This is a genomic window from Sorangium sp. So ce295 (genome assembly GCF_051527405.1).
Classification (GTDB): Bacteria; Myxococcota_A; Polyangia; order Polyangiales; family Polyangiaceae; genus Sorangium; species Sorangium cellulosum_B.
Window position 1 is genome coordinate 1,819,244 of record NZ_CP150324.1, and the last position, 17,847, is coordinate 1,837,090.

The window sequence follows — 17,847 nt, forward strand, 5'->3', positions numbered from 1 at the left end:
CCCTGCGCTAGAGACGATACCCCGGATCGCGCGGCAGCTTGCCGTCGACGCGAAGCACCTTGACGTCATTCCCCGCCGCAGACGCGCGAACGAACCCGATCGCCCCGTCCACCCTGCCCACGATCCAGACGACCGTGGCCGCGTTCGACACGCTCTTCGGCGGACCGGATTGGCCACGGATCTTGCGATCGATCCAGTAGAGACCCACCTCTTCGGGTGACATGCCGAGGACCGCCTCGTCGAAATCGATGCGCTCCGGAGCAGCCCTGGGATAGGTGACGGGCACCAGCAGCTTCCCGTTCACCATGACCTGGTTGCCCATGTACGCGCGCTTCAGATCTCCAAACGAGATCCCCTCCGCGGGGAAGCTCTTCGAAACGACGATCGCCAGAGGTCCCAGGTCTCCCGCGCCGTACGTCTCCTCCGGCGCTGCCGTGACCACCGCCGCGAACACCAACGCGCACGACGTCAAGAGGGTTCTTCGTGCGATCATGCTAGAAACTCCACGCGGCCTGCGTGATGAATTGATCCAGATCGATGCTCTTCTCTTTCAGGTAGGGCATCCATACATGCACGCCCACGACCTTCAGCACGACGTTCTCCGTGGGGCGTATGTTCAAGCCCCCGACGATATCGCACGCCTCGTACACGAAGCTGGATTTGCCCGCGCGGTCGTATTCGAAGCCGAACCAGGGCATGATGCCGTACCAGGGCAATCGATAACCCGTTTGAAAGTAGAAGCCCCAGCCACGGTTGTCAGGGGTCCATGTCCCTGGCGTAATGCCAGGAGGCCGGTGGTCGTCGTCGTAGCGTACATCGTGCATGATGTACTCGGTCTGGAACAGGAAGCCGCCCCAGGTGTACTTGAGATCTGCGGCCAGGCCGAGCTCGTCGTACCTCGCGGTGACCGGGAAGCTGGTAACGAACGCGCCGTCCTCCAGCGTCGTGACCTGCCCGGCGTCGGTGTAGCGGCCCTTGTAGCCCGATGTGCCGACGGCGACGTTGCCGAACGGAGTGTCTTGCCGTAGCCAGAGGCGCCAGCCAACCGCCTTGTTGTTGTCCAGGTCCATGTAGCTGTCGACCGGGCCACGGCCGTTCGACAGCGTAAGGTGGTACCCTACCTGCGTGTCATTGATGCCATGACTTCCATAGGCTTCGATGCCGGTTTGTCGCTGGGGCAGCCACTCGGAGCCGACGATATAGGGGCGCGTGGCGCTCAGGATGACGGGTGTCCCGTGGTCCACGTTCCAGATCCCATACGGGGTAAGCCACTGTCCGAGCCGGACGTTGAAGAGAGGATGGGCGGCGTATTCGAGCCACGCGCGCTCGATGATCACCCCGCCCACCTTCTTCGGCCGATTGAAGTCGGTGTAGTCTGGAAAGGCGGCGCCGATACGGGCGCTCTGGAACGTCGCCGGGTCGGTCACGATCGCCCCGTCCGGCAGGTAAGTGAAGCGGAGCTCGATCAAGGAGCGGAGCTTCTTGCCCAGGTTGGAGTCGAGGTAGACGTTGAGATTGCCGACGTAGAACGTCGGGTTCGGGCCCACTCCGGTCAAGGCCCCGGACGTCTTCTTGTCGCTGAGCAGCGCGGCGAAGGTGAAATCAGCGAAGCCGTAGACGCTGAGCTTGGTCTCTCCGGAGGTGAGCTCCTCCGCGACCTCCTCGCCGGCCAGCGCTTGAGCGACCGATTCTCCGTCGACTCCCGGCGCAGCGCCCGCGTCGACCGGGCCGGCAGCCCCTGCCTGTGGAGGCGCCGCGGCGCTCGAAGCCGGGCTGGCCGCCGGCGAAGGTGTGTTTGCTGCGCCCGGCTCTGCGCTCGCGGCAGGTTGAGCCGGAGGCGCCGGCTCCGGAGATTGAACGGCGCCCGAGCCGTCCGGTGCCGGAGCCGGTCCGGAGGGGGCCGCCGGACCCGTGGCCTCCGCAGGCGTCGGAGCTGCTTGTGCCGCCGCGAACGACGACCCGAGCGACAGCGCGGAGGAGACGGCGAAGGCAAGGTGAACGGGCACGCCGCGGGGTGCAACGGATCGCGTTCTCAATTGGGACAGCTCCCTTCCGCGACGCACTGGTATTGCTCGACTCCGTAGGCGGTAAAGTCGCAGCACACGGTGCCGGTGAAGCAATTGTTCGGCGAGAGCGTGCAGCCTTGAACCTGACACTTTTGCGTCAGCTGGATATTGCAGTACGTGGCCTCGGTCCCTGCGCAATCTGCGTCGCCGGTGCAGGGCTTCCCCGCGCCGATGGGCGGCCGGCGACAGTAGGACGGGGTGACCGTGAGGTCGCACATGGTTCCACCCGCGCAGTCGGCAGGGCCCTCGCACCCCTGGCTGGTGCAGTAGCCGCTGGTCCCCGAGGTGGCGTGACAGTAGCTGTACTCTGCTTCGGGGCAAGGCGTCGTCGCGGTGTCGCACGCCGCAGCCAGGCCGGCCGGGGTCGCCGTGCATGGCGCCCCGGCGGACGCCCTGCTGAACCCGGTCGCGCATTCGCACGCCCCTGTCGCTCCGGTCACCTCATTCTCGCCACACGCCGTGCAGGACGCCGCGGCGTCGGCGCGGCCATATCCGGCTTTGCAGACGCAGCCACTCGGCTCGATCTCCTCGTTCTCGCCGCAGCGCACGCAGCCCGCCGTCGTTGCAGCATAACCCTCGGCGCAGACGCAGACCTCCGAGTACTCCGACACGGATCTCACGGTCTGGCCAGGTCCACAGGGCTGTTCGCTGTCGTAGACGCAACCAAGGAACGAAAAAGCAACGGCATTGGCCATCAGAAAGACTCGACCCCATCGGCGTGACGCGGAGGGGGGAGGTCCATGCAGCAGTCTCGCAGACATCACGCTCATTCCTTGTTGTTGGGTTCGTTGCACAACATTCGAACGCAGAGTTTGCAAGAGGAGTGATGCTCTCTGTTGTCGAGCCCACCGGAGGGCAGCCCGGCACCTGCCATCGTGGCTGGTCTGCCCAGGTCCCAGCGTCCCTTCCACTGCGGCCATGCCCCGAACCGCCCGCACATGGGCAATGCTACAGCGATCTGCAGCCAGTGGAAGGCCAATCTGCGCACCTCGGAGGGCGGCCCAGCGCAGCGCGACCCGAGCTCGCGCTGCGCTCCGCGGATCCGGGCGGCCTCTCACGGGCGTCGAGCGGGACAGCCTCGGCGCCGGCGTGAGCGGTTGTGTTACACGTGGAGCGGCGGTGCGCCCAGCGTCCGACGATACTCCTTGTCCGGCGTCGCGCTCGACGACGCCCGGCTGTTCGCCGAGGCCCAGGAGGCGATCCGCCGGCTTCGCCGTGTTTTCACCATCCGGACACCCGGGAGCCGCCGCGCTCGCCCCGGGCCGGCCGGCGTGACGTCACCCGGTCCGGGGCGCGTACGCTGCCGGATCGCTCGGGGGTCGGTGAGCGTCATTGTGGATTGCTTGACAACCTGATGGGCCTTCGCACGATTCCTCATCGTGAGGGAGCATGCGTACCGGACCCGACGATCACACGGAGCCAGGCGCGCTCATCGTCGAGCACGCCCGCCACCCGGGGCCGGGCGAGCCCGCGGAGCGCGCTGAGCGCGCCGAGCGGGCGGGTTTCGGGCCGCACAAGGCCGCCTCGGGCTGCCCGCCGGAGCAACGTACGGACGAGCTCGGGACGAAGAGCCCTCCGCCGGGGAGCGGCCGAGGAGCCCAGTCGAGCACGGTCGCGACCGACATCCCGACGGACATCGCTCGCAAGTGGCAGGAGATGACCGATCTCCTCGCGGAGATCCTGCGCGTCCCGGCCGCTCTGATCATGAAAATCGAGCCGCCGGAGATGGTCGTCTGCGTCTCCAGCGAGTCGAAGGGGAACCCTTTCGCGCCCAACGAGCGAGCGCGCCTCGGCTCCGGCCTCTACTGCGAGAGCGTGATGAAGACCCGAACGCCGCTGCTGATCCCTGACGCCCTGAAAGACGATCAGTGGAAGTCGAATCCGGACATCGAGCTCGGGTTGATATCCTATCTCGGCTTCCCGATCTCCTGGCCCACGGGGGATATCTTCGGGACGATCTGCGTGCTGGATGACCACGCGAACCATTACAGCAAGGCCTACCAGGCGCTCATGGAGCAGTGTCGCGACGTGATCGAGATGGACTTGAAGTCCATCTTCGCCCTCGATGCTCGCCTGACAGAAGAGGCCCGGGCGAAAGAGCGGCTGGAGCAGCAGGTCGCCGAGCGCACCGCCGACCTGCGCCACGCCAACGCCCAGCTCAGGCGGAAGATCGGTGAGCACGAGCGGACGGAGGCGGCGTTGCGGAAGGTCGCGGAGGAGTGCAGGTGCGCGGAGGAGGCGTTGCGCACGAGCCAGGAGCTCCTGCGCGCCATCATCGACAGCTCGACGGCCATCGTCTCCGTCAAGGACATCGAGGGGCGCTACCTCCTCGTCAACCGCCGCTTCGAGGAGCTGTTCGGCGTCGCTCGCGAGGCCATCGTGGGCAAGAGGGACGATGACGTGTTCTCTCGGGAGCACGCCGAGGCGCTCCGCGCTTTCGACCGGCGGGCGCTCCTCGCCGGGACGGCGCTGAAGGACGAAGAGGTGGTGCCCGAGGACGACGGCGCGCACACCTATATCACCATCAAGTTCCCTCTGCGCGACGTCGCCGGCGTCCCGTACGCGGTGGGCGGCATCTCCACGGACATCACGGAGCGCAAGAGGATCGAGGCGGAGCGCGCCCTGGTCCTGGAGCGCGAGCAGAGGGCTCGGACCGCCGCCGAAGCGGCGGTGCGGATGCGCGACGACTTCCTGTCGATCGCCTCCCATGAGCTCTATACCCCCATCGCGGGCCTGAAGCTCGCCGTGCAAGGCTTGATGCGCGAGGCGACGACGCTCCCCGCCGGCGCGACGAAGCTGGCCCGGATGGCCGAGCGGCAGTGCCAGCGGCTCGTGAGGCTCATCGAAGATCTGCTCAACGTGGCTCGGATCCAGGCTGGCAAGCTCGAGCTGAAGCTGGGAGACGTCGATCTCCGGGCGCTCTCGCAGGAGGTCGTGGAGCACTTCGACGTGGAGCTGAAGCAGGCAGGAAGTACGGTGAGCTGGCGGGCAGACGCTCCCGTTGTGGGTGTGTGGGACAGGGCCCGTCTGGAGCAGGTGGTGACGAACCTGGTGCTGAACGCCATCAAGTATGGAAGGGGCAGCCCGATCGAGATCAGCGTCGCGGCCGAGGGGGAGGTGGCCAGGCTGGTCGTCGCCGATCGCGGCATCGGGATCGACGCGAGCTGCGCGCCGTACATCTTCGAACGCTTCGAGCGAGGCGTCTCGGCGCAGCACTACGGCGGTCTCGGCCTGGGGCTGTACATCAGCCGCCAGATCGTGGACGGCCATGATGGCTCGATCCGGGTCGAGAGCGAGCTCGGCGCGGGCGCTGCCTTCATCGTGGAGCTCCCCCTGCACCGGCGCCGCGACGCTCTGCCGACCGAGGTGTCTCCGCCGGCTGGAGGTCCCGATGAGCCTGCAGCATGATTCTCACGACGGTGTCTTGGTCGTCGACGACGACAGCGGATTTCGCGCCGTCGTGGAGGAGCTCCTGCAGGCATGCGGCTACGAGGTCGTCTGCGCGGAGAACGGCGCGGTGGCGCTGGAGCTGCTCCGCAGCGGCCTCCGCCCGAGCATCATCCTGCTCGACCTCATGATGCCGGAGATCAATGGCTGGGAGTTTCTCGCGCTCAAACGACGGGAGCCCGCGCTGGCGGACATCCCGGTGGCGATCCTGTCGGGCGTCGACGCTCTGGAAGCCAAGGCAGCCACCCTGGACGTGTGTGCGCTGCTCAAGAAGCCGATCGATCTCGACACCCTTCTCGCCGTGGTCGCGAAGACACGATGAGCTCGCGTCGGGGAGCTCGTTCGGCGCTCGAGACATTCACCCTCGCCGACCGGTGGCATCGAAGCGCGGAACCTCCGGGAGCTCCGGGGCATCGAGCCCCGCGAACGGATCGCGCCAGGCGTCGAGCTGCCACAGGCGCGCGTGCCAGGCCGCGACGCGCGGGTAGTCCGAGAGCGGCAGGCCGGCGAGATCCGCGAACGGAAGCACCGATGCCATCCGGAAGTCTGCATACGAAACCGCGCTCCCGACGAGCCAGTCCCTGCCGCTCAGCACCTGTTCGAGCAGCGCCGCCGCCTCGGCAAACCCCGAGAGCCCCTCCGCCACGAGGTCGTCGCGGATGGGACCGAGCCCGTAGCGCTGCTTCGTCACCCGCTCGAAGTGGACCTTGTCGCACGCGGCGACGAAGTTGTGCGTGCCCCAGCTCAACCAGCGGATCATCTCCGGTTGCGCGGCGCCCGTGCGCCAGAAGTCCGAGCCCGTGAGCTGCGAGAGGCGGCACGCGATCGCGTCCGTCTCCCAGAGCGACTGGTCCCCCTCGACCAGGATGGGCACGCGCAGGTTCGGGTTCAGCGCTCGGAACTTCTCCTGCTGTGACGGGTCGAGAGGAGCCGCGTGGACGTAGTCCACGGGGGCATCGAGGTGGCGCGCCACGGCGACGGCGACCCGTGGATTCAAGTTTCGGCTGAAGTACAGTTTCATAGATCCTTTCTTCTTCCTCTCCGCCAACCCGGTCAATTCCTCGATGCATCGACGATGAGGCCGCCCTGAGGTCACCTCTCGCTGTCGAGCATCGCCATCATGGGCGCGGGGTAGCGGGCGCCGGCGATCTCCTCCGCAGGGACGGCGGCCTCGAGCTCGGCGAGGTCGGAGGGCGCCAGCGCGATCTCGAGGCCGGCGAGGGCGTCCTCGAGCTGCTTCCGCGTGCGCGCGCCCATCGTCGGGATCACCGTGACGCCCTGCGCGGCGCCCTTGGCGCGGACCCAGGCGATCGCGAGCTGCGCGGGGGTGACGCCGCGCTGCTGGGCGAGGCGGACGAAGGCGTCGACGAGGGCCTGGTTCTTCCGGGCGTTCTCACCCGAGAAGCGCGGCAGGTGGGCCCGCATGTCGCCCGCGCCGGCCGGCTTGCTCCCGGCCAGCAGGCTGCGCGAGAGCACGCCGTACGCGGTGACCGCGACGCCGAGCTCGGCGAGCGCGGGGAAGATCGTCGCCTCGGGGCCTCGGCTCACGACCGCGTACTCGATCTGGAGGTCCACGATCGGGTGCACCTTCGCGGCGCGGCGGATCGTCTCCGCGCCCACCTCGGAGAGGGCGATGTGGCGGACATAGCCCGCCTTCACCATGTCGGCGATGGCGCCGATCGTGTCCTCGATCGGGACCGCCGGGTCCAGGCGCGCGGGCCGGTAGACGTCGATGTAGTCGACGCCGAGGCGCGACAGGCTATGGGCGAGGAAGCTCTTCGTCGCCGTCGGACGGGCGTCGAAGCCGAGGAAGGTGCCGTCGGGCGCGCGCAGGCCGCCGTATTTCACGCTGAGCACGGCCTTGTCGCGCCGGTCCTTGATGGCCCGGCCGACGAGCATCTCGTTCTTGCCCATGCCGTAGAAGTCGCCGGTGTCGAGGAGGCTCACGCCCCGATCGAGCGCCGCGTGGATGGTCGCGATGCTCTCCGCCTCGTCGCTCTCGCCGTACGGGCTGCCGCCGGCCATGCTCATGCAGCCGAGAGCGAGGGGAGAGACAAAGGGGCCAGTTTTGCCGAGCTTGGTGGTGTTCGTCGTCGTCATGCCGTCACCCTAGGCGCTCGCGTTTCATTGCTCCAATGAATACGATGTATTCTCGACATGCCTGACGTTTATGGGAGAAACCTCGACCTGAACCTGCTCCGCGTCTTCGCCGTCGTCGCCGAGGCGGGCAGCGTCACGGAGGCGGCGAGCCGGCTGTACCTGACGCAGCCGGCGGTGAGCGCCGCGCTCCGGCGCCTGACCGCGACGATCGGCGCGCCGCTCTTCGTGCGGAGCGGGCGCGGGGTCGCGCTGACGAGCCGCGGCGAACGGCTGCGCGCGTCGCTGAAGCCGCACCTCGGCGCCCTGATCGACGCCGCGCTGGCGCCGCCGACCTTCGACCCGAAGACGTGCGAGCGCACCCTCCGCCTCGGGCTCTCCGACACGGCCGAGGTGTGGCTGCTCCCGCCGCTCTTGCGCGCGCTGGAGCGCGAGGCGCCGCGCGTGCGCGTCGTCGCCGTCCCCGTGCAGTTCCGCACCGTGGGCGCCGCGCTCGCCGGCGGCGTCGACGCGGCGATCACGGTCGCCGACGATCTCCCTTCGAACGTCCGCCGCCAGCGGCTCTTGAAGACCGGCTTCACCTGCCTGTACGACCCGCGCCACGCGCGCCTGCGCAAGCTGACGGAGGCCCAGTACTTCGCGCACGATCACGTCATCGTCTCGTACAACGGGGACCTGCGCGGCTTCGTGGAGGACCTGCTCGGCAAGACGCGGAGGATCCGGTGCTCCGTCGCGAGCTTCTCCAACCTGGGCGCGCTGATCGACGGCACAGCGATGCTGGCGACCGTGCCCGAGATCGTCGCCGACGACATCCGCGCCGTCAGGCCGCACCTTCGGACCAAGCCCCTGCCGTTCGAGGTCCAGCCCGGGTACATGGAGCTGCTCTGGCCCGCCGCCACGGACGACGACGAAGCGTGCAAGTTCGCTCGGGAGAAGATCGTCCAGATCGCGCGGCAGCTGAGCAAGGGATGACCGGCCTGCCGGCCCGTCAGCGCCCGTCAGCGCCCGTCGGCCCGGAGAGAGTTCCATGAAGGCACGAAGATCATCGATCTTTCGTCCGGCCTTCTGGCTCCACCTGGAGCGCGGTCTGCCCCTGGTCTTTACGCGCCCGTCGCCCCGCGCGGCTGCCGCGCAACGGCCGTCGCATAGGGCGGCTCGCGGCCGGCGCGCACGGCGGCGAGATCGGCGCGCATCGTCCTCGCGTCGGGATAACGCTCCTGCTTGAGGAAGGCGAGGGCGCGGTCGACAACGGCGCACAGGCCGGGCGGCGCCGTGGGGGCGTGCATCGCGAGGGGCGGCGCCTTCTCCGTGGCGACCGCGATGAGCAGGCGCGCGTCCTCGAGGTTGCCGTGGATCGTGCGGCCCGCGAGCAGCCGGAACATCGTCGCTCCGAGGCCGAAGAGGTCCGTCCGGCCGTCGATCTCGCGGATGAGGCCGAGGGCCTGCTCGGGCGCCATGTAATCGTCGGTGCCGATCGACACGCCCGTCGCGGTCTTCGTCATCTCGGGCACCCCGGCGACGTCCTCGAGCAGCGGGTCGAGGACGCGCGCGAGGCCGAAATCGAGCACCCTCACGCGCCCGTCGTTGCCGATATGGAGGTTCTCGGGCTTGAGATCGCGGTGAACGACGCCGTGCTCGTGCGCCACGATCAGCACGTCGAGGACCCGCTCGCCGAGCGCGATCACCTGACCGACAGGGAGCGTCCCGTGCCGGGCCATGCGGTCGAACACGGTCTCTCCCTCGAGCACCTCCATGGCCATGTAGACAAGGCCGTCAGCCGTGGCCGCGGCCTCCAGCACCTGGGGGAGCCCCTCGCAGAGCGGCGCCACGGCGGCCAGCGCGCTCCCGATCGGCCCCTCGCGCAAGAACCGCTTTCGCACCGCCTCGATCTCGGCGAGCTCGGCGTGCAGGAGCTTGACCGCCGCCACGCACCCGTCAGCCCGGCGGCAAAAGAAGACGCTCGCCATGCCGCCGACCCCGAGGACGCTCTCCACCGCCCAGGGGCCGATCCACGTGCCGACGCGCTGCTCCGCCAGCTCCTCTTCGGTCGCCATGGGGAGATGCTACCACCGGCGGCTCCCCGCCGGGCCTCGTCCCGCAGGGTCTCGTCCGCGCCCCTCTTGCAGGGCCTCGTCCGCGTTCCCCGGGGGATGCTGGCGGTCAACGCCCTGTCGACGTCCCCGACTGAGCGAGCGCCTGGACCGCTCGCCATAGCTGGGTCACCACGTCGCGATCCAGGCCGACGGTGGAGAGCTTCCCGAGGCACCCGGCGCAGACATGACCGGCCTGGAGCTTGAGCCCCACCTCGGACCTCTGCTGGCAGAGGTCGAAGAGGCAGGCGAGGGTCTCGGCGTGCAACAGCTTCGCCGGCTCATACTCGGCGGAGAGAGCGTGCAGCCCGTAGAGGAGCAGCTCGTAGGCCACGAAGGACGCGGCTGGCAAGGAGATGAGCTGGTCCAGGCCGGCCAGCGAGATCACCGCCGTCCGGGATCCCGGATGCCAGTGCGAGAACCAGCCGTCCGGCAGGGGCTGCTCCACGAAGACCACCTTGAGGGCGCCTGGGTCCAGCAAGTCCGCGTCGGCGGCCAGCTCGTCCTCGTCGCGCTGCGAGAGCGGACCGGCGGGGATCGGGGACCCCTGGAGCGACTCGTCCACGTCGAAGGCCGGCGCCCCCTTCACACCGCCGAGCGCCTGGGATGCCGTCCGGAGCAGCGGCGCCAGCCGGGCAGCCGTGGGGAGACCGAGGACCTGAGGGCCTGGCCTGGCGCGGCCGCGGACGCCCATCTTCATGGCCATCATCGCGTCGAAATAGTGGCCTTTCTTGCTCAGGGAGGACATCGGCCTGGAATAGGCGTCCCGCTCGGCGTCGAGCCGGTCCGCCTCGGCCAGGATCTCGGGATCCCCGTCGGCGTAGCCTCGGAGTCGGTTGGCCGCGTCGGCCAGCGTGGACGCGGCTTCCTGCCACCGGCGAGCGTCGTTGAGCCCCAGGGCCACCCGGCGAGCGCGGGCGGCGTCGAGCGCAGCCGCGGCCCGGAGCACCTCCCGATCCGCCGGCTGGGCGCGGATCTGCTCCTCCGCGACCCGAGGCCACGCCAGCGTCCAGGGCTCCTTCGACAGCGCGCCGTCCCGGTCGGTGAGCGCGACGTTGACGGGGAGCGTCTCGCCGATCGCGCCGGCGGGGAAGCGCAGCCGGAACATCGGGGCCAGCACCATCCCGCCCGGGAGCGAGCCGAGCGAGAAAGAGCAGGTCCCGCCGTCGCGGGTGCAGGGGTAGTCGTTGAGCGACTCCACCTCGACGCCCTCGGGCGCGCGGATCACGAGCGCGGCGTCGCGGGCGACCACGGAGAGCACCTCGCCGATCTCCCGGCCGACGAAGCCGGGGAGCTCGTCGGCGCGCGCGGCGAAATAGAAGTTGCCGCCGCCCTCCTCGGAGAGGCGGCCCAGGAGGAATTCATTGAAGCCCTCGCCCAGGCCAAGGGTGCTGGTGGTGACCCGGCGCAGCCGCTGGGAGCGGGCGCGGGAGGTCAGCTCGTCGGGCGAGGTGATCCCGTGGTTGGCCTGGCCGTCGGTGAGCAGGAGGACGCGGCCGATGGCCTCCTCGGGCAGGTGCGCGCCCACCTCCGCGCAGCCGCGGAGCCAGCCGCCGCCCAGGTCGGTGTTGCCTCGCGCTGTCACCGTGTCGAGCGCGGCCTCGGCGCGGAGCCGCGCTCCGGGCGTGGCCTCGGTGGAGGGGATGGGCACCTCGACCTGGTGGTCGAAGGTGACCACGCTGAAGCGGTCGCCGGGCTGGAGGGTGCGGATGGCCTGGCGAGCAGCTTCCAGCGCGAGCCGGAGCTTCTCGCCGGACATCGAGCCGGAGCGGTCGATCACCAGCGAGAGGTGGACAGGCTTGCGGGCCTGGCTCCCCTCGGGCCGGGGTACCGTGATCTCCACCCGGAGCAGTCGCTCCGAGGGCTCGGCGGGGAGCAAGGGGCGATCGGGGCGGGCGTTGAACATGGCACCATGGCACACCCCGCCCCGGGCTGCCGTCAACGGGTCGATGGCTTCCGCAGGCCGGCAGATCGCCGCCTCGCCGCATCGCCGCGCGCCGAGCTTCACGCCAAGGAGACTCCCTCGATGCCCGCCATGCACTCGCTCCCGCCGGTTCATCGCCCTCTCGAGGACGCGCTCGCGCTCGGCCCCGCGCTGCTCGCGCGCGCCGGCTCCGCAGAGGCGGCGCCCTGGCTCGCCGCCAGCCTCGTCGAGGGCCCCGCCGTGGTGCTGGGCGCGGCCCAGCGCGCAGCGCGCGTGGTCGACCTCTCGGCCTGCGCCGCGCGCGGCGCGAAGGTCCTGCGGCGCGCCACGACGGGCACCGCCGCGTTCCTCGGCGGGCGCGGCGTCGTGTGGACCCTCGCGCTGCCGCACGCCGCCGCGCTCGCGCCCGACGCAACGGCCCGGACGCTCCTCAACCGCAACGTGCGCGGCTTTCTCAAGGGCTTCTCCCGCGCCGGCGCGCCCGCGCATTACTTCGGGCGCGAGTGGATCTCGCTGCAGCACCGCCCCGCCGCGCTGGTCGGCCTCGACGCCACGCCGGACGGCGCGGTCCTCATCGAGGTCTTCGCGGGCCTCGACGCGCCGCCCGCGATCCCCCCGGAGCTCGCGGCGCCGGACGAGCGCGTCATCGACCGCTGGCTGGGCAAGGCCCCGGCCGCGCTCTCCGACGTCCTCCCGGCGCGCCTCTCGCTCGAGGCGCTCGCGCGCGCCGTCGTCGAGGGGGTCGCCCTCCGCGCCGCGCTCCCGCTGCTCGACGGCGGCGAGGCGCCAGAGCTCGCGGCCGAGCGCTTCCAGCCCGTGACCGCGCCCGACGACCCGGTGCCGCCGGGCGCCTCCGCCGCGGCGCTGGCGCGCGTGCCCATCGGCTGGATCGAGGCCGCGGCGCTCTCGAACGTTCCGCACGTTCCACCGGCGCGCGCGTGGCTCGGCGGCGACGTTCTCACGGCGCGCTGGCTCCTCGACGCGCTCGGCCGGGGGGATGCGCCGGCGCGCGGCGAGGACATCGACGCCGAGGCCTCGCCGCTGGAGGGGGCGACCCTCGCCGACCTGCGCGCGCTCGCGCGGCGCGCGCTCGCCTTGGGCCGCGCGCCCGGGGGCTGATCCGCCTCGGAGGCCTCAGAGAAGCGCCTGGCAGGGCGCGAGCTGGCTCGCCAGGGGCCCGAGCGCCGCGCCGGCCGCGCCCCCGGCGAGGAGGCCCGCCAGCGCGGGGCGCGGGCGAGGATCCGGATCGGGGACATGCCGCCCGCCGTCGAGGCGATAACGCCAGCGGGGACCCCGGGCGACGAGATCGGCGATCGCGAGGACGAACCGGTCGATGTCCGCCGCGCCGGTGCCGACGCCGAAGCTCGCCCGCACCGCGAGGGGCACCGCCGCGCTCCCGCTCGCCTCCGGCGCGCGATCCCCGGCGAGCGCCGTCATGAGCGGGTGCGCGCAGAACGACCCGTCCCGCACGCCGATGCCGTGCTCGGCGCTCAGGGCCGCGGCGACCGCGCCGGGATGGAGGCCCCGCACATTGAACGTCACGACGCCGATCCGCGGGCTCTCCGGGCCCCACATCGCGAGGCGCTCGACCCCGGGCACGGCGCACAGGCCGCGCGTGACGCGGTCGAGCAGGCGCGCCTCGTGCGCCGCCACGGCGGACATGCCCACCTCGGAGAGCGCGCGGCACGCCGCCGCGAGCGACACCGCGCCGACCACGTTGGGCGTGCCGGCCTCGTGGCGGGGCGCGCCGCTCGCCCATTCGACGCCGTCGTGCGTGACGCGCCGGACGGCGCCGCCGCCGGCGAGGTAGGGGCGCGCGGCGTCGAGCCAGTCGCCGCGGCCGACGAGCACCCCGCCGCCGAAGGGGGCGTAGAGCTTGTGACCGGACAGCGCGACATAATCGGCCCCGATCCCGGCGAGATCGATCGCGCGGTGCGGCGCGAGCTGGGCCGCGTCCACGGCGAGCCGCGCGCCGTGGCGATGGGCGACCGCGGCGAGCTCCGGGAGCGGCCACAGCTCGCCCGTGACGTTGCTCGCCCCCGTCACGGCGAGCAGCCGATGGCGTGAGAGCACGCCGCGCAGCGCGTCGTCGGCCCGCGCGATCGCCTCGCCCGCGCTCGCGGGCACCGGGAGGACGACAGACCGGCCGCGCCGCCACGGCAGCTGGTTCGCGTGGTGCTCCGAGGCGAACATCACCACCGTCGTGTCCTCGGGCAGCGCCGCGGCGAGCAGGTTGAGCGCGTCGGTCGTGTTCCTCGTGAACACCACCGTGTCCTCGTCGCGCGCTCCCACGAAGCCCGCCACCTCCCGGCGAGCGGCGGCATAGAGCTCCGTCGTCACGGTGGACGCGAACCCCGCCCCGCGGTGCACGCTGCTGTACCAGGGCAACAGCGCCGAGACCGCGTCGAGCACCGAGCGCAGGCACGGGGCGCTCGCCGCGTAATCGAGGTTCACGTAGCCCACCTGCTCGCCGGTGACGAGCGGCACGGCGAGATCCGCCCCGACGACGGGCAAAGGGAGCGAACCGAGGGCAGACGGCGCCGGCGCGCCCGCGGAAGGGCGCCAGTCCACGATGGAAGCGATCGACATATCACCTCAGGAGTCCAGGGGACTCCGGGCGACCGAAGTCCGCGCTTGCCCGCCGCACATGCGGCCGGCCAGGTCGTCACCCGGGACACCCCACCGCGGATCGGAGGGTTGTCGGCCAGCGAGCCGGGGCTACGCGCTGGCGCTCATGACCTGCCGAACCATTACCGCGTTGGTCGCCTCGTGGCAAGGACCGCCTCGATCGACCGGAGCGGTCTCCGTCTTCCTCGCGCGCGCTCCCCGGGCGCTTGACGGCCGTCGGGCGGAGCCCAACAGAGCGTTTCCCAAGCTCATCCCTGGCGCCGTGATGGGGAAGAACTCGAACACACCAAATCTGAGCCATGAAGAGGGCGCGACGTTTCTTCGTCCTCTCCTCCGTGTCCACCCCCTCGGCGACGCGGGCGGCCGTCGACCAGGTGGACGATGACTCTGCCTGGGCGCGACATCCGAACGCACCCGCGCGTCGCGCCTTCAGGCTTGCTGTGCATGGTTGCGGCGCACATCCTTTGCCTTCCCGCTACCTGTCTCCCTACCGCCTCCCTTCCAGCGGCCTTCGACCTCCATGAGCTCACGGTCGCGGAGCTCGCGCGCCTGTTCCGCGCTCGATCGCCGCCGCCGCGGGGATGGCGCCTCCACTCGAGGCCGCGCGCTCCGGCTACAGGCCTGCCAGCGCCTGCCCGCCCGCGTGCCGCCAGCGCCGTGGCCGCGAACCTCATGGAGAGGATCCGGGCGCGCCGGCAAATCATCGCGACCGACAGGGACCAGATGCGTGCCTGTTGCAAATTTCTATTGGAGATTCCGCCTGCCCTCGTGGTAGGGTGATCCTGCTCGGGGGAGACGCCCTGCAGGTAGGTGGGAAGAGGGGGAGTCGTGCTCATGCGCGACGGCACGGCCGGGCCATGTCCGCTGAATCGGATCGAGGGGGGGCAACGATGCCTCGGAAGAAGATTCTGCTGGTCGACGATTCTCAGACCATCCTGCGTATCGAGCAGATGGCGCTGAGCAAGGACTACGATCTCATCACGGCGAACGACGGCGGCCAGGGGATCGAAGTGGCCTTGGCGCAGCGGCCGGATCTCATCCTCCTTGATGTCGTCATGCCGCACATGAACGGGTTCGACGCCTGCCAGCAGCTGCGCGCGGAGGACGCGACGCGCGGTACGCCGATCCTGCTCGTCACCAGCCGGAGCGATGTCGCGCACATGGAACAGGGATTCCGGTGCGGCTGCTCCGATTTCGTCACGAAGCCTATCGACACGATGGAGCTCCTGGAAAAGGTCAGGAACTGCCTTGGCGACTGACTCGGCGGCGAGGGCATTCGAGGGCGCACGTCTCGCCCCTTCCAGCGGCGACGATGGATCCATGGCCCTGCCCGACGATGTCGGCGGAGAGGAGAGGACGAGCCCGTCCGGCCCGAGGGCGCCGTCCGCGTCGGCCGGACCGTCCAGCTGGCGCTCGCTGCCGGCGGAGGCCCAGCACGTCATGCCAGGCCAGCTGTTCGCTTCGCCCGAGCCGACCATGGTGACCACCATCGTTGGGTCCTGCGTGGCGATCTGCCTCTGGGACGCCACCGCCGGCGTCGGCGGGATGAACCATTACGTGCTTCCGGAATGCCCGAACCCGGCGATGGCCTCGGTCCGCTTCGCCGAGTTCGCATGCCGGCGCCTCCTCGAGCGGCTCGTGGCGCTCGGGGCCTCCAGCCAGGCGCTGCAAGCGCACGTCGTCGGGGGCGCCTGCCTCATCTCCGCGTTCCGGGAGCGCGGCACCCACCTCGGCGCCCAGAACGTGGATGCCGGGCTCGCGTTCCTGCGCGCGGAGCGAATACGGATCGCCCAGCTGGACACGGGCGGCAACCGGGGACGCAAGATCGTCTTCCGGACGAGCGACGGCGCCATCTCGATCCAGCCTCTGTGAGCCGCATGGACAGCGATCGCGACGAGCTGCTCCAGACGTTCACGCCAGAGGCGCACGAGATCCTCGACGAGATCGAGCGCGCGCTGCTGCAACTCGAGACCGGCCGCGACGCTCACGAGGTCCTCCAGCGCGTCTTCCGCGCCACCCATACGCTCAAGGGGAGCGCCGGCTCGGTAGGCCTCGGCGGCCTGAGCGAGCTCGGGCACGCCGCCGAGGACATCATCGAGGCGCTCTGCCGCGGCGAGCTCCCGCTCTCGACGCCCGTGGTCTCGCTGCTGCTCGAGACGGTGGACGCAGCTCGCCGGCTCGTCGCCGAGGTCGAGCGGGGGCAAGCCGAGCGCAGCACCTCGTACAGAGAGGTCGTCGCGCGCCTGGAGCAGGCGCGGCATGGAGGGCTCACGGCGAAGGAGGACGCGGGGGCGACGAGCGCGCGCCGCGCGACCGAGGACGACGCGGAGGGAGCGACCGGCATCAAGAGCATCCGTGTCGCCGTCGAGAAGCTGGACTGCATGGCGGATCTCATCGGAGAGCTCACCCTCGGCCGGAACAGGATCGCTCGGACGCTCCGCGCGGTGCGCGGCGAGGCCGGCGCTGCGCTGCGCGACGAGATGGAGGAGCAAGATCGGCTCTGCAAGGAGCTGGAGGAGGCGGTGCGCGCCGCGCGCATGGTGCCGGTCGGCCCCTGGTTCCGGCATTACGAGCGCACGGTGCGCGATCTCGCCCACGCGCACGGCCGGCAGGCGCGCCTCCTCGTCGTGCACGGCGACGTCGAGGTGGACACGGCCGTTGTCGAGCGGTTCCGGGACGCCCTGACGCACATCCTGCGCAACGCGATCTGTCACGGCATCGAGCCGCCCGAGGCGCGGCGCGCCGCGGGCAAGGACCCCTGCGGCACGATCACCCTTCACGCCGCGCACGAGCGGGGCGGCATCGCGCTCCGGATCTCCGACGACGGCGCCGGGATGAGCCGCGAGCGCATCGCCGCCCGCGTCTGCGCGTTGGGGAGGCACCCGGCGCCCGAGACGCTCCCCGATCATGAGCTCTTCAGCCTCGTCTTCGAGCCCGGGTTCTCCACGGCGGCGGAGTCGTCGCACCTGGCGGGGCGCGGCATGGGCATGGATGTCGTGCGGCGCAGCGTGGAGTCGATCCAGGGGACGATCCGGATCGAGAGCCGCGAAGGGATCGGCACGTCGCTGTCGATCCAGCTCCCGCTCACCCTGGCCACCATCGAGGGGCTCTCCGTCGGGATCGGCGGCGAGCGGTACGTGATCCCGCTCCGCGCGGTGCTCGCCTGCTGTGATCTGCCCCGCGGCACGCTCGCGCACGGCGGCGCCCAGGGGCTCATGATCCGGCGCGGGCGCGCGCTGCCGTGCGTCCGCCTCCGGGCGCTCTTCGGGCTCGGCGGATCTCCCCCGCCGGAGGAGCGCGTCGTCGTCGTCGCGCACGACGGCTCCGAGGCCGGCCTCGTTGTCGACCTCCTCGACGGCGAGGGGCGCACGGTGGTCAAGCCGCTCGGCCAGCTGTTTCGCCGCGTCCGGGGCATCTCCGGCTCGACCATCCTCGGCGACGGCAGCGTGGCGATGATCCTCGACGTCGACGCGTTGCTCGGCGGCGTCCTCGGGGACCTCGGCCCGGTCGACGCCCCCGACGAGCGCAGGGCAGCGCCATCGGCCGCCGGAGGCAGCCCAGGATGAGCCGGCGCCCCGGCGCGCAGGGCGCCCGT

General features: G+C 70.9%; 15 protein-coding genes and 1 riboswitch. Of the genes, 7 read left to right on the forward strand and 8 right to left on the reverse strand.

Translation table 11 applies throughout. The features are described 5' to 3' along the window. Positions 1-7: 7 nt before the first annotated feature. Genes WMF11_RS06930 through WMF11_RS06940 form a run of 3 tightly spaced genes read right to left on the reverse strand, consistent with a single transcriptional unit; the run spans position 8 to position 2,686 of the window. On the reverse strand, positions 8-493 hold the full coding sequence (locus WMF11_RS06930) for a hypothetical protein (protein WP_437550315.1): 486 nt from the start codon (positions 491-493) through the stop codon (positions 8-10). 1 nt (position 494) lies between these two features. After that, complete coding sequence (locus WMF11_RS06935) at positions 495-2,006, reverse strand: hypothetical protein (protein WP_437976873.1); 1,512 nt, start codon at positions 2,004-2,006, stop codon at positions 495-497. A gap of 26 nt (positions 2,007-2,032) precedes the next feature. Next, positions 2,033-2,686: a hypothetical protein gene (locus WMF11_RS06940; RefSeq protein ID WP_437976874.1), complete on the reverse strand. Its 654-nt coding sequence runs from the start codon at positions 2,684-2,686 to the stop codon at positions 2,033-2,035. Positions 2,687-3,455: 769 nt separating this feature from the next. Here WMF11_RS06940 and WMF11_RS06945 point away from each other — a divergent pair. Both WMF11_RS06945 and WMF11_RS06950 read left to right on the forward strand, forming a co-directional pair. Continuing rightward, positions 3,456-5,474 (forward strand): sensor histidine kinase, encoded by a 2,019-nt coding sequence (locus tag WMF11_RS06945; protein WP_437976875.1) that lies wholly within the window; start codon positions 3,456-3,458, stop codon positions 5,472-5,474. Next, positions 5,458-5,835 carry a response regulator gene (locus tag WMF11_RS06950; RefSeq protein ID WP_437907650.1) on the forward strand — a complete coding sequence of 126 codons (378 nt, stop codon included), beginning with the start codon at positions 5,458-5,460 and terminating at the stop codon, positions 5,833-5,835. The genes WMF11_RS06945 and WMF11_RS06950 overlap by 17 nt, the downstream gene beginning before the upstream one ends. Before the next feature lie 36 nt (positions 5,836-5,871). Here WMF11_RS06950 and WMF11_RS06955 read toward each other — a convergent pair whose 3' ends face one another. Together WMF11_RS06955 and WMF11_RS06960 are read right to left on the reverse strand one after the other, a co-directional pair. Then, the gene (locus WMF11_RS06955; protein ID WP_437550324.1) at positions 5,872-6,534 is read right to left on the reverse strand and encodes a glutathione S-transferase family protein; all 663 of its coding nucleotides are present in this window, start codon (positions 6,532-6,534) and stop codon (positions 5,872-5,874) included. 71 nt (positions 6,535-6,605) lie between these two features. Beyond that, on the reverse strand, positions 6,606-7,613 hold the full coding sequence (locus tag WMF11_RS06960; protein WP_437976876.1) for an aldo/keto reductase: 1,008 nt from the start codon (positions 7,611-7,613) through the stop codon (positions 6,606-6,608). Between the two features lie 57 nt (positions 7,614-7,670). On the opposite strand from WMF11_RS06960, the gene WMF11_RS06965 reads away from it, so the two are divergent. After that, positions 7,671-8,582 (forward strand): LysR family transcriptional regulator, encoded by a 912-nt coding sequence (locus WMF11_RS06965; RefSeq protein ID WP_437976877.1) that lies wholly within the window; start codon positions 7,671-7,673, stop codon positions 8,580-8,582. A gap of 128 nt (positions 8,583-8,710) precedes the next feature. On the opposite strand, the gene WMF11_RS06970 is transcribed toward WMF11_RS06965, so the two are convergent. Both WMF11_RS06970 and WMF11_RS06975 read right to left on the reverse strand, forming a co-directional pair. Next, positions 8,711-9,664 (reverse strand): serine/threonine-protein kinase, encoded by a 954-nt coding sequence (locus tag WMF11_RS06970; RefSeq protein ID WP_437550329.1) that lies wholly within the window; start codon positions 9,662-9,664, stop codon positions 8,711-8,713. A 106-nt stretch (positions 9,665-9,770) separates the two neighbouring features. Beyond that, positions 9,771-11,606: a vWA domain-containing protein gene (locus WMF11_RS06975; RefSeq protein WP_437976878.1), complete on the reverse strand. Its 1,836-nt coding sequence runs from the start codon at positions 11,604-11,606 to the stop codon at positions 9,771-9,773. A 120-nt stretch (positions 11,607-11,726) separates the two neighbouring features. Here WMF11_RS06975 and WMF11_RS06980 point away from each other — a divergent pair, with 120 nt between their 5' ends. Then, positions 11,727-12,743 carry a lipoyl protein ligase domain-containing protein gene (locus WMF11_RS06980; RefSeq protein WP_437976879.1) on the forward strand — a complete coding sequence of 339 codons (1,017 nt, stop codon included), beginning with the start codon at positions 11,727-11,729 and terminating at the stop codon, positions 12,741-12,743. A 15-nt stretch (positions 12,744-12,758) separates the two neighbouring features. On the opposite strand, the gene WMF11_RS06985 is transcribed toward WMF11_RS06980, so the two are convergent. Then, positions 12,759-14,213: an aminotransferase class V-fold PLP-dependent enzyme gene (locus tag WMF11_RS06985; protein ID WP_437976880.1), complete on the reverse strand. Its 1,455-nt coding sequence runs from the start codon at positions 14,211-14,213 to the stop codon at positions 12,759-12,761. A gap of 36 nt (positions 14,214-14,249) precedes the next feature. Beyond that, positions 14,250-14,364, reverse strand: a riboswitch (SAM riboswitch). A 745-nt stretch (positions 14,365-15,109) separates the two neighbouring features. On the opposite strand from WMF11_RS06985, the gene WMF11_RS06990 reads away from it, so the two are divergent. The 3 genes from WMF11_RS06990 (at position 15,110) to WMF11_RS07000 (ending at position 17,818) form a co-directional block, all read left to right on the forward strand. Then, the gene (locus WMF11_RS06990) at positions 15,110-15,511 is read left to right on the forward strand and encodes a response regulator (RefSeq protein WP_437907656.1); all 402 of its coding nucleotides are present in this window, start codon (positions 15,110-15,112) and stop codon (positions 15,509-15,511) included. A 61-nt stretch (positions 15,512-15,572) separates the two neighbouring features. Next, the gene (locus WMF11_RS06995; protein WP_437976881.1) at positions 15,573-16,124 is read left to right on the forward strand and encodes a chemotaxis protein CheD; all 552 of its coding nucleotides are present in this window, start codon (positions 15,573-15,575) and stop codon (positions 16,122-16,124) included. Between the two features lie 5 nt (positions 16,125-16,129). Beyond that, positions 16,130-17,818: a chemotaxis protein CheA gene (locus WMF11_RS07000; protein ID WP_437976882.1), complete on the forward strand. Its 1,689-nt coding sequence runs from the start codon at positions 16,130-16,132 to the stop codon at positions 17,816-17,818. Positions 17,819-17,847: the final 29 nt, after the last annotated feature.